The 11994-nt window shown below is 45.2% G+C and carries 12 protein-coding genes; all 12 read right to left on the reverse strand.

Going from position 1 to position 11994, the window contains the following annotated elements:
- Nucleotides 1–73: 73 nt before the first annotated feature.
- The 12 genes from cccA to NYE62_RS13210 all read right to left on the reverse strand — a co-directional run bounded on the left by cccA (nt 74) and on the right by NYE62_RS13210 (nt 11893).
- A complete protein-coding gene (cccA, locus tag NYE62_RS13155; protein ID WP_003152999.1) occupies nt 74–436 on the reverse strand; it encodes a cytochrome c550 in 363 nt (120 codons plus the stop codon).
- Between the two features lie 350 nt (nt 437–786).
- Nucleotides 787–1908 (reverse strand): RNA polymerase sigma factor RpoD, encoded by a 1122-nt coding sequence (rpoD, locus tag NYE62_RS13160; RefSeq protein WP_003152998.1) that lies wholly within the window; start codon nt 1906–1908, stop codon nt 787–789.
- Between the two features lie 192 nt (nt 1909–2100).
- Nucleotides 2101–3912 (reverse strand): DNA primase, encoded by a 1812-nt coding sequence (gene dnaG / locus NYE62_RS13165; RefSeq protein WP_007408290.1) that lies wholly within the window; start codon nt 3910–3912, stop codon nt 2101–2103.
- A 21-nt stretch (nt 3913–3933) separates the two neighbouring features.
- On the reverse strand, nt 3934–4440 hold the full coding sequence (locus NYE62_RS13170) for a YaiI/YqxD family protein (RefSeq protein ID WP_007612647.1): 507 nt from the start codon (nt 4438–4440) through the stop codon (nt 3934–3936).
- Between the two features lie 255 nt (nt 4441–4695).
- Complete coding sequence (locus NYE62_RS13175) at nt 4696–5508, reverse strand: pyruvate, water dikinase regulatory protein (RefSeq protein ID WP_003152991.1); 813 nt, start codon at nt 5506–5508, stop codon at nt 4696–4698.
- A 25-nt stretch (nt 5509–5533) separates the two neighbouring features.
- The gene (ccpN, locus tag NYE62_RS13180) at nt 5534–6172 is read right to left on the reverse strand and encodes a transcriptional regulator CcpN (protein WP_144464144.1); all 639 of its coding nucleotides are present in this window, start codon (nt 6170–6172) and stop codon (nt 5534–5536) included.
- A gap of 100 nt (nt 6173–6272) precedes the next feature.
- The gene (glyS, locus tag NYE62_RS13185) at nt 6273–8312 is read right to left on the reverse strand and encodes a glycine--tRNA ligase subunit beta (RefSeq protein ID WP_144663977.1); all 2040 of its coding nucleotides are present in this window, start codon (nt 8310–8312) and stop codon (nt 6273–6275) included.
- Complete coding sequence (gene glyQ / locus NYE62_RS13190) at nt 8305–9192, reverse strand: glycine--tRNA ligase subunit alpha (RefSeq protein WP_003152984.1); 888 nt, start codon at nt 9190–9192, stop codon at nt 8305–8307. Before glyQ ends, glyS begins: the two co-directional genes overlap by 8 nt.
- Before the next feature lie 301 nt (nt 9193–9493).
- Nucleotides 9494–10261 (reverse strand): DNA repair protein RecO, encoded by a 768-nt coding sequence (recO, locus tag NYE62_RS13195; protein WP_007408287.1) that lies wholly within the window; start codon nt 10259–10261, stop codon nt 9494–9496.
- A gap of 36 nt (nt 10262–10297) precedes the next feature.
- A complete protein-coding gene (locus NYE62_RS13200; protein ID WP_007408286.1) occupies nt 10298–10441 on the reverse strand; it encodes a YqzL family protein in 144 nt (47 codons plus the stop codon).
- A 155-nt stretch (nt 10442–10596) separates the two neighbouring features.
- Nucleotides 10597–11502, reverse strand: a complete 906-nt coding sequence (gene era / locus NYE62_RS13205) for a GTPase Era (protein ID WP_007408285.1) — start codon at nt 11500–11502, stop codon at nt 10597–10599.
- Nucleotides 11483–11893, reverse strand: a complete 411-nt coding sequence (locus tag NYE62_RS13210; protein WP_003152976.1) for a cytidine deaminase — start codon at nt 11891–11893, stop codon at nt 11483–11485. The genes era and NYE62_RS13210 overlap by 20 nt, the downstream gene beginning before the upstream one ends.
- Between the last annotated feature and the right edge of the window lie 101 nt (nt 11894–11994).

An 11994-nucleotide genomic window follows, 5' to 3' on the forward strand; every position in this document is an offset into this window, starting at 1 on the left:
TAAAAAAACCGCCCGGAATCCAAGCGGCGGATAGAGTTTTTCATATGTCTTTTATATAGGGACCGGTAAAGCTTTATTTAATGTCAGAAACCCATTTTGCCATGTCATCCAGTTTTTCGGCCGGCACAAGGCCTGCGGGCATCCCGTTGCCGCCTTTTTCAATTTTTGTTTTAATCTCAGCGACATCTTTTCTTTTGCCGACGCCTTTTAAGTTCGGCCCTGAAACACCTTCATAGTTTTCCCCGTGACAGGTGATGCAGTTCGCTTTATAAATCTCTTCAGGTGAAGCGTTTGCAGTTTCCTTCTCGGCATTTTTGCTTTCACCGCCGCTTGCGATCTGATGCGCATCTCCATTGCCTTTTACAGCTAAAAAGAAAGTCAGCCCTATTCCCAGCACTGCAATGAGCAAAAAAGGAATCAGCGGATTCCACTTCATATCTCCATCCCCCTTATTCATTCTCCCCCTATGTAAACACTTCTAATTCTAACTTATTTTTACAAAAAGTAAATGGTCTTGCTCAGCAATTTCATTGATTTCACAATTTATACAAAAAGCAAAAATAACTGTTTTGTTTATCACAAAATTATCTTTATTCTATTGTATAATGAATTGTATACGCTTACAATAAAGAATATAAATAAACTTATCTCATTTTCCCCCTTTCAGGACATGCCGCATTTTTTCCAAACTCATTTGCAAAACATATGCTTATCCAGTAAAATAAAGGTATATTATCCATATATCTTATACATAAAAAAGAACGGATCAAAAAGACCCGTTCCATTCTATTCGAGAAAATCCTTCAGACGTTTGCTTCTGCTCGGATGTCTCAATTTGCGAAGCGCTTTTGCTTCAATTTGGCGAATACGCTCTCTCGTTACTCCAAACACTTTGCCTACTTCTTCCAAAGTTCTTGTGCGTCCGTCATCCAGACCGAAACGGAGACGCAGCACGTTTTCTTCACGATCTGTCAACGTATCCAGCACATCTTCCAGCTGTTCTTTTAAAAGCTCATATGCCGCATGATCCGACGGAGATGTCGCTTCCTGGTCTTCGATGAAATCACCGAGATGTGAGTCGTCTTCTTCACCGATCGGCGTTTCTAAAGAAACAGGCTCTTGAGCAATTTTTAATATTTCACGGACTTTTTCAGGTGTAAGATCCATGTCTTCAGCAATCTCTTCCGGTGTCGGCTCTCTGCCAAGATCCTGAAGAAGCTGACGCTGCACCCGGATTAATTTGTTGATGGTTTCCACCATGTGAACCGGGATACGGATTGTTCTCGCCTGGTCAGCGATGGCGCGTGTAATCGCCTGTCTGATCCACCAAGTCGCATACGTACTGAATTTATATCCTTTACGGTAGTCAAACTTCTCGACGGCTTTCATGAGACCCATGTTTCCTTCTTGGATCAAGTCTAAGAAAAGCATGCCGCGGCCGACATACCGTTTAGCAATGCTGACAACTAAACGAAGGTTTGCTTCAGCCAGTCTGCGTTTAGATTCCTCGTCACCCTCTTCAATTTTTTGAGCGTAGGTGATTTCTTCTTTAGCAGAAAGAAGATTTACCCGTCCGATTTCCTTAAGGTACATGCGGACTGGATCATTGATCTTTACGCCAGGCGGTACGCTGAGGTCATTAAGGTCAAATTCTTCTTCGGCTTTGGCAAGCTGTTGAATATTAGGATCTTCCGTTTCTTCATTTTCACTAATTAATTCAACACCTTGTTCTCCTAAAAATTCATAATACTCATCCATTTGGTCTGATTCAATTTCAAAGCTGGACATGCGTTCAGCAATTTCTTCATATGTTAAAACGCCACGTTTTTTTCCAGTTTCAGTAAGCTGTTCTTTTACCTGGTCTAATGTAAGTTCTGTTTCTGTTTCGTGGGTTTGTTTATCAGCCATTATGGATCCCTCCTTCCAAAGCTTGCAACGAATTCTAAAAGCGGTATGTTTCTTATCCGACCCGGAAGCCTTCTCTCTTTTTCAGCATGCAGGGCTGCGGATAATAAATGACAATTCATGATGAGGTTAAGCGATCTATTTGCTCCTCCGCAAGGAATCATTGCCAATCAGAACGCAAGCCTCTTTGTGGTGTTACTTTAATGATCGGTTCAATGCAACAATTTCTTGAGCCAGAGACGCAGCTTTCACGAAGTCTTTCTGCCTCTCCGCATCCGCTCTTTCTGCTTCTTTTTCCTTTATCATTGACCATTTTCGGTGATCCAACACTTTTTTTACGTAATCGGATAACTCGGCCTCTGAGAGCTCCTCGTTTACTTGGAGCATCCCTATATCTGAAAGCAGCTGGCTGATTTCCTCATCCTGCATTCTCGCCATAAGATGCTGCGGCGTCATGTCAGCGCCCTCTTCATAAACAGCGTACAGGTATGCTGCCAGCGCACGATGTCCGTCAATGTTAAATTCAAAGCCGACACGCTCAATCACTTTCTTTATGACGTTTCGGTCTCTCAGCATATGAGCGAGCAGAAGTCTTTCCGCGTTCTCATAGGCGGGACGGAGACGGCGCCGTTTTGCTTTTGTCGTCACCCGGGCCCGTCTTGTCTGCGGTTCGGCGTTTTTGTCGCCGGGGGCGTTTTGTCTGGCGTAGATGGAAAGCTGTTCCGTCAAAGATTCTACCGAAAGAGAAAATTCTGAGGCGAGCTGCTTCACATACATTTCCTGCTCAAGCGACCCGGAAAGAGCGCTGATTTCTTTCAGCACTTCTTTCATGTAAGCGAGCCGGTCTCCTTCGTCAGATAAGTTTTTCCCTTTGCGGAAATATTGCATTTTAAAAGCCATGACCGTAACGCTTGCATCAATGATATCGGTCCGGAATTTTTCTCCGCCCCGGGTTCTGATATAATCATCAGGATCAAGCCCGTCAGGCAGCATGCTTACTCTTACCTTACAATCGGCTTTCTGAAGCAGGCCGGCCGCTTTCAGCGTAGCTTCGTACCCGGCTTTATCCGAATCGTAGCAGAGAATGACCTCCTGAACATTTCTCCTGAGAATTTTCACATGTTCTTCGGTGAGCGACGTCCCCATTGTGGCGATACTTTCTTTTACGCCTGAGCTGACGGCGGATATGACGTCAGCGAAGCCTTCAAACAGAACGGCTCTCTCCTCTTTCCTGATCGGCAGGCGCGCTTTATGAAAGTTATACAGCAGCTTAGATTTATGAAACAGCGGCGTTTCCGGGCTGTTCATATATTTCGGCTGCTGGCTTCCGAGCGCCCTTCCTGAAAAAGCCGCCACGGCTCCGTGGTGATCATGAATGGGAAACATAATTCTGTTTCTGAAACGGTCAAAATACCCGCTGCCGTCTTCCCTTCTGATCAGCAGACCCGCTTTTTCCATCAGTTCTTCCTCAAAACCGCGCTTTTTCAAGAATTTCGTCATGAAATCCCAGGAATCCAGCGCGTAGCCGATTTCAAACTCATCTATGAGCTCTTTCGTAAAACCCCTTGATAAAAGGTAATCTAACGCTTCCTGGCCTTCCTTTGTATTTATTAGCAAATGATGGTAAAATTTCTTCAAAAGCTCGTGGGCTTCCGCCATCTTCTGCTCTCCGGAAGATTCCGGCCTGGATGCAGAGTGAATCGTTATATCATCAGGGAAATCAATCTGATATTTATCCGCAAGGTGAGAAACAGCTTCCGTAAATGAATAGCCTTCCATCTGCCGTAAGAAAGAGAAAACGTTCCCGCCCGCCCCGCATCCGAAGCAATGAAAGATCTGCTTATCGCTGGAGACGGAAAACGAGGGCGTGTTTTCCCCGTGAAACGGACAGAGCCCAAAGTAGTTGCGGCCTTGCTTTTTCAATTGGACATAATCACCTATGACTTCAACAATGTCTGCTGACTGCTGCACCTGATTAACTACTTCATCTGGTATGCGGTTTCCCATCTTATAACACTCCGTCGTACATTATTCGATGCTTTGATTTGAAATCCCTTCATCATTCGACAGGATTTTTTTAAGCAGGGTAACAAATCGATTCCGATCTTCTTTATTTAATTTTTTAGGTCCTTTGGAATGAATGCCGCTTCTTCTCATTTTGCCTGACATATGACGGCTCATCAGAGCGAAGTCAATCGTGTCTTCAGTATAAGAACGGCCCCTTTCCGATAAGACGGCAATATTTCTGTTCAGCAAAAGAGAGGCTAAACCGATATCCTGCGTGACTACGACATCTCCCGATCTCACATGGTTTGCGATATATAAATCTGCCGCTTCTTTATGAGGATCAACGTATACCCAGTTCTCGTCTTTGCTTCTGGAAAGCTGGTAGTGTTCAAATGATGCGACGAAAATAACCCGAACGCTGTATTGCGATGCAATGAGCATTATTTCCTCTTTTACGGGGCATGCGTCTGCATCGACAAAAATCGTCTTTTCTTTTTCATTTAGAAGACTAATTCTCCATCCCTCCATCAATCTCCTGCATAAAAACAAGCGAAATCGCATATGCTCCATGACTGCGGATCTATTTTGAGCTTTGTCGAAAAATTTCCGGGAGTTATTCTTGACATCTTACCCATAATAGTTTATTCGTATCACACGAAGCTTAAACCTAAAAATAAACATTTTATCACAATTTTTTATTATAATACAAACTTCGCGAAGATGCCATCCTTTTTGTTTATTCCCTATTTGCATACCCAAAAACCCAGGATAAAGCGTCCTGAGTTATCGGCCCTTTGTTTTGAGGTGATGAATGATGTTCGCTGTTTCCTCGACCGCTTTATTCGAAACGTCAACGACTTGGCAGCCGATCCGGTCCACGATTTTCTCAAAATACTCCAGCTCTTCTTTAATTCTGTTGATATTGGCGTAAATGGCTTTGTCATTTAAGCCGAGAGATTTTAACCGTTCTTTTCGTATATGGTTCAGTTTATCAGGGCTGATTTTTAAGCCGATGCATTTTTTCGGATCAACGCTGAACAGTTCTTCCGGCGGATCGACCTCAGGAACGATCGGCACATTGGCCACTTTCAGACGCTTATGGGCAAGATATTGTGATAATGGGGTTTTAGACGTTCTGGATACTCCGAGCAGGATGATATCGGCTTTTAAAATGCCTCTTGGATCTCTGCCATCGTCATATTTGACGGCAAACTCGATCGCCTCGACCTTTTTGAAATAATCTTCATCAAGCTGGCGGACGCGGCCCGGTTCATATTTAGCGGTCAGACCGTAAGCCGATTCCATTTTATCGATGAGCGGACCGATAATATCGTAATACAGCACATTCGCTTTTTCCGCTTGTTCAACCAGGTATTTGCGCATTTCAGGAACAACGAGCGTAAAACAAATAATGCCGCCGTCCGCTTTGGCGAGAGACACGACTTCATTAATGGTGCCGATATCTTCCACATAAGGTATTCTTCTGATATGCGTATCATCTGCTGAGCCGTTAAACTGGCTGAGCGAGGCTTTTACAACGAGTTCGGCGGTTTCTCCGACTGAGTCTGATACTACATAAATGATGCGATTGTCCATGTTATCCCCCCGTTAGTTTTCAAGCTTATATGATTTCATTTTCTGATAAACTGACAAGTATCCTAGTCATATTCGTTTTGGTAAACCGGCCGATGACCTCAAAGCCTTTATCCGTATCTTTAATAACGGGCAGGGCATCGATCTGTTTTTCAATTAAATACTTGGCGATGTCCATCACATAATCGTCACGCCGGCAGACGGCGATATTCGGCATTCTTGTCATGATAATATGAACCGGTATTGAGGCAAGTTCCTGCTGGCCGATGCTCGCCCGCAGCAAATCTTTGCGTGACAGCACACCGACTAAGACAGCATCACGATCTACGACAAATAACGTGCCGACATCTTCTAAAAACATTGTGCAGATGGCATCGTATACCGAGACATTCTCATTGATGACAACAGGGATCGATTGAAAATCTTTCACTTGCAGCTTTTTCAGTTTATCCGCAAGCAGCTGATTTCCCGTTTTCCCCGTATAAAAATAACCGACCCGCGGACGGGCCTCTAAGAAGCCTGACATGGTGAGTATGGCCAAGTCCGGCCGCAGCGTGGCCCTCGTTAAATTGAGCTGTTCTGCGATATGCTCTCCGGTAATCGGGCCGTTTTCCTTTACAATCTGTAAAATTTGTTCTTGCCGTTTATTTAATTCGATCGTACTCACCACCTTTATGGAAGGGTTTCTTTATCTATGTTTTCATTCTGTGATGTTTATGTAAAAGGGGAAAAGACGATTGCCGATCACACAGCAACCGTCTTTTTCTTTATTTTACAATAAGATGATTCATATTAGCAAAAGACTTGATCACATCTGCAAGAGCGGTCATTTGCGCTAAACGGTTGGTTTTTAATGCTTCATCGTCCGCATTTACCATCGTGTGATTAAAGTAGTCTTCAATCGGCTCCTTTAATCCGCTGAGCACGGCAAGCGCCTGTTCATAGTTTTTGGAGGCAAAGCTTTCCGCGACACTGTCTTTTGTTTTTTGATAAGCGTCAAACAGCTTTTTCTCCTGTTCATTTTCAAACAGATCCGGATTGATATCGCGGCTCTCGCCTTTTTTGCTGATGGAGATGACCCGGCCGAGTGATTCAGCCGTTTCTTTAAATCCGGGTGTGCCGAGGTGCTTCTCAAGCACTCTTGCTTTATGAACGGCTGCATACGGCTCAAGCTCTGTGCTGTCCAGAACGGCTTCGATAACGTCATGACGGATGTCTTCAGCGTTTAAGACGTATTTCAGACGCTGTGTAAAGAAATCGAGGAGCTCATTTTCTTTTTCCGTTTCTGTCAATGACAGCAGCTCTTTAAAAGAAATGCCCCAGTTGCGGTCGATCAGAATGGAAACGATGCCGCTTGCCTGACGACGCAATCCGTACGGGTCCTGAGAACCTGTCGGAATCACGTCAATGCTGAAGAAGGAAGCAATCGTGTCCAGTTTATCAGCTAACGCTACAACCGCGCCGGTGAAGGTTGAAGGCACTTCTCCCCCGGCCGCTCTCGGCATATAGTGCTCATTGACAGCGGCAGCGACGGCTTCATCTTCACCGAGCATGCGCGCATATTTTTCTCCCATCACGCCTTGAAGCTCAGGGAACTCATAGATCATATGTGTAACCAGGTCAAATTTAGAAATCTCTGCGGCGCGCTTCACAAGGTTTTGCGTCTGTTCATCCGCTTTCAGCCGGACGGCAAGTTTGCCCGCAATGGCGGCCACTCTTCTTACTTTATCTCCAAGGGAGCCGAGCTCTTCATGGAAAACGATATTTTCCAGTTTCTTCACGTTTTCATCAATGTTGAGCTTTTGGTCTTCTTTGTAGAAGAACGCAGCATCTGAAAGCCTTGCTCTCAGCACTTTCTCGTTTCCGCGGGCAACATTTTCAATTGCATGGCTGTTCCCGTTTCTTACCGTAATAAAATGAGGAAGCAGATTCCCGTTTTCATCTTTTACCGGGAAGTAGCGCTGATGCTCTTTCATTGTTGTTACAAGCACTTCTTCAGGAATAGAAAGAAACTCGGATTCAAAAGATCCGTAAAGCGCCGTCGGGTATTCCACCAGATGGTTGACTTCGTTCAGCAGGTCCTCATCGATCGGAATGTTCCATTTCTTCTCGGCTGCAAGCGCGTCCAGCTGGCTTTGGATCATTTGTTTGCGTTCTTTCGGGTCAGCAATGACGCTTTGTTCTTTCAGCAGCTTTTCATATGATGACGGCGCATCAACAGATACTTCTTGGCCGAGAAAGCGGTGTCCCTGTGTGTTCCGGCCCGTCTCGACATTTGTGATTTCAAACGAAATGACGTCTTTTCCAAAGAGAGCGATAATCCATTTGATCGGACGGATATAGCGCAGATCCTGCGTGCCCCAGCGCATGTTTTTCGGAAAATGCATTCCGGCAATCAAATTTTCCAGCTGCGGTAAAAGTGTCTTCGTCTCTTGTCCCGCCTGGAATTTTTGAACGAAGACATATTCCGTGCCGTTTACATCTTTTATATACAGATCATCCACTCCGGCGCCTTGGCCTTTTGAAAATCCGATAGCGGCTTTTGTCCAGTTTCCGTCAGCATCCAGAGCAATTTTTTTCGCAGGGCCTTTTGCTTCTTCCTGAATATCAGCCTGTTTTTCTGCTACGTCTTTTATATATACTGCCAGACGTCTCGGCGTATTAAAAAGTTTCACTTCGCCATGGGCGATATTTTTTTCAGCCAGCCAGCCGGTCAGCTTTTCACCGAGCTGCACCATGCTGTCATGTAAAAACCGCGCCGGCATTTCCTCGAGTCCGATCTCTAAAAGCAAGTCTTGTTTACTCATGGGAAGAGCCCTCCTCTTTAAGCATTGGGAACCCTAATTTTTCCCGTTCTTCATAATACGTTTTTGCCACTTTTCTCGCTAAGTTGCGGACACGGCCGATATAACCCGTCCGCTCCGTCACCGAGATCGCGCCTTTTGCATCGAGCAGATTAAATGTGTGAGAGCATTTCAGCACATAATCATAGGCCGGATGCACGAGCCCGTTATCCATTTGTCTGATCGCTTCTTTTTCATAGGTGCTGAACAAATGGAAAAGCATATCCACGTCAGATGTTTCAAAAGTATAAACGGAATGCTCATATTCAGCCATCATAAATAAATCTTTCACAGTAAATCCTGACGTCCATTCAAGATCAAAGACGTTTTCTTTATCCTGAATATATGACGCGAGACGTTCAATGCCATACGTGATCTCAACGGATACCGGTTTACATTCAATTCCGCCCACCTGCTGGAAGTATGTAAACTGAGTAATTTCCATCCCGTCAAGCCATACTTCCCAGCCGAGACCTGCACAGCCTAAAGACGGGTTTTCCCAGTTGTCTTCTACGAAACGGATATCATGTTCAAGCGGGTCAATGCCGAGCGCACGCAATGAATCAAGGTAAAGCTCTTGAATGTTATCAGGCGACGGCTTGATAATGACTTGGAATTGGTGATGCTGATAGAGCCTGTTCGGGTTTTCACCGTACCGTCCGTCCGCAGGCCGTCTGGACGGCTCAACGTAAGCCACTCTCCACGGTTCCGGCCCGATGCTTCGTAAAAATGTATACGGGCTCATTGTGCCTGCGCCTTTCTCCACATCGTACGACTGCATGAGCACACAGCCTTCATTCGACCAGTGCTTCTGCAAGGTTAAAATCATATCTTGAATGTTCATTTCAAGCACCTCCACTTTCTCCATTCTTTTACAAGTGCGGCGGCAACCAAAAAACTCCCGTCTCTATGCTTGCCGGCCGCAAACATAGGGACGAGAGTTCTCCCGCGGTTCCACCCTAGTTGCTGAGGATGTGAATCACTCAGCCTCTTTTTAAAGGGTTGCTCGAGAATGCCTTTCGTTGCGCGCTCATCCTTAGCTTACACTGCCCTAAGGTCGCTTGTATGAGTTGGACGCAAGTACTTCTTTCTGTCACTGCAACATATTTTATAATAAATGATCATATAAAAAGATGGGCAGAATGTCAACTTTTGTTTTCATCCAAAAGGTTCTTCATGCTTTCCATCTGATCTAAAAACCGTTTTGACTTTAAATAAAGTCCTGAATATTCTTCGTAATACAGATCAATGACCCGTTTAATTTCATTTTTGGTTTCCTGTTTTAACGAGACGCTGCCGAGCCTTCCGATATCAAAGTAATAAAAAAGCCTTAGCAGCCTTGCCGTTTGCGGCGAAATCGGAACTCTGTACGGATCCTTTTCAAAGCAGCGGTGGCAGATAAACCCGTTATCTCTTATCGAAAAATGAAACGTCCCTTCCCCGCTTTTGCAGTGGACACAATGATTCAGCTCCGGATACAGCCCCATGACGCCGAGCATTTTCATCTGCACGATGAAGGTGATCACGTCCGGGTCAGTCCCGTCATTCAGCCTCTTAAAGGATTCGAGAATCAATTCGAATAAATAGGGGTTCGGTTTCTTCTCTTCCGTTCCTTTGTCAGTGAGTTCAGCGATAAAAGCGGCATACGCCGTCAAAAATAAATCTTCTCTGATCGTTCTCATGCTGAGAATCATTTCACCCTGCTGGAGCGTGCCGAGTCCTGATGTTCTTTGCATTAAAAATGACCCGTACAAAAACGGCTGGCTGACTGCTGACAGCCGGCTGGCTGACTTCCTGGCGCCCCTTGCCATGACGCCGATTTTGCCGTGTTCCCTCGTCAGCAATGTCACGATTTTATTCGTCTCCCCGTAGTCATTCGTACGGAGCACGATTCCTTCACATTTAGTCAGCATTTCCGCACCTTCCAACAATGGGAGGGGCCAAGAGGTTTACAAAATTGGAAAATCAATTCGGGCTAGCTCATCTTCCGGTTCTTCGGGTCTTTCCAGGTTCTCTTTTTCCAGTTCTTTAAAAAGAAGGTACGTATCAACACTTCCTGTTTGAGAAAATACGTTCCAGGTAAAATTCAACACAAAAAACCCACCTTTCATCATTAAACTAGCTTGCCAATCCAAATTCTTACCCTTATCTTGACCTGATGTCCTCCTTTTCATGTTAAACAAATTTTGCTAATGAATCCCTGCTTCTGTGAGGTAATCTCACACCTCAGGCATGCGCCTTAGATGAATTAATATTCATCCTCTTTGAAGCCGAAATCACGCAGCTGAGACATTTTATTCCGCCAGTCCTTCTGCACCTTCACCCATAATTCCAGGTAAACGCGTGAGCCCAAAAGAGCTTCAATATCAGCCCGCGCTCTTTTGCCGACTTCTTTCAGAAGCGCTCCTTTTTTACCGATGACGATGCCTTTTTGAGAATCCCGCTCGACCACAATGGTGGCGGCGACATGGACGGAGCCGTTTTCCTGCCCTTTAATGGACTCGATAGCGACAGCGATGCTGTGCGGCACTTCTTCCCTTGTCAGATGGAGCACCTTTTCTCTGATCAGTTCAGAAATAATGAACCGCTCGGGATGGTCAGTCACCTGATCGCTCGGATAGAACTGAGGCCCTTCCGGTAAATACGCTTCAATCTGCGCGAGAAGGGTTTCGACGTTGTTCCCTTCCAAAGCTGAGATCGGCACGATTTCCTTAAACGGATAGCGCGTACGGTACTCATCAATTAAAAGAAGCAGCTGGTCAGGGTGGATCTTATCAATTTTGTTTACGATCAGAAAGACCGGTGTAGACGTCTGTCCGAGCTTTTCAATGATAAACTCGTCGCCTTTTCCGTACCCTTCTTCGGCGTTAATCATAAATAACACCAAGTCAACTTCTTTCAGTGTATTCTGCGCCACTTTCATCATAAAGTCGCCAAGCTTGTGCTTTGGTTTGTGAATGCCCGGTGTATCAATAAAAATGGTCTGCGACGTGCCGGTTGTCAGCACCCCTTGGACTTTATTTCTTGTCGTCTGGGGTTTGTCGCTCATGATGGCGATCTTTTGACCGATGACCCTGTTTAAAAAGGTAGACTTTCCTACATTCGGCCTTCCGATGATAGATACAAATCCTGATTTAAAGCTTTCGTTCGTCATGTAAATCCTCCGATGAAAATGCGCCCGGCAATAATTCTTCCGCAGTCATTTCTTTTATTTGTCCTTGTAAGTTGGTCAGAATAACAAGCATATCCTTTGAGCACAGCTCGGAAATTACTTGTCTGCAGGCTCCGCACGGCGAAACCGGTCCCGGAGTATCCGCAGCCACGGCGAGCATCGCAAATTCCGTATCCCCCTCGGAAACAGCTTTGAATATCGCCGTGCGTTCAGCACAGTTGCACATGCTGTATGCCGCATTTTCGATGTTGCAGCCTCTGTACACTTTTCCGTCTTTGGTAAGAAGAGCGGCTCCCACTCTGAAATTTGAATACGGCACATACGCTGTGTCCCGCGCTTTTAATGCTTCTGCAATCAATTCTTGTCTGTTCATGTGTACTTAATTCCTCTCTTACCTTTATCCTGTATGATACCGCTGTCACTTTTATTTTACATAATTATGATTGGTTTTTCACGCCCATTTTTGGCAATGTA

The organism is Bacillus sp. FSL K6-2861 (assembly GCF_038630725.1).
GTDB classification, from domain to species: Bacteria; Bacillota; Bacilli; order Bacillales; family Bacillaceae; genus Bacillus; species Bacillus velezensis.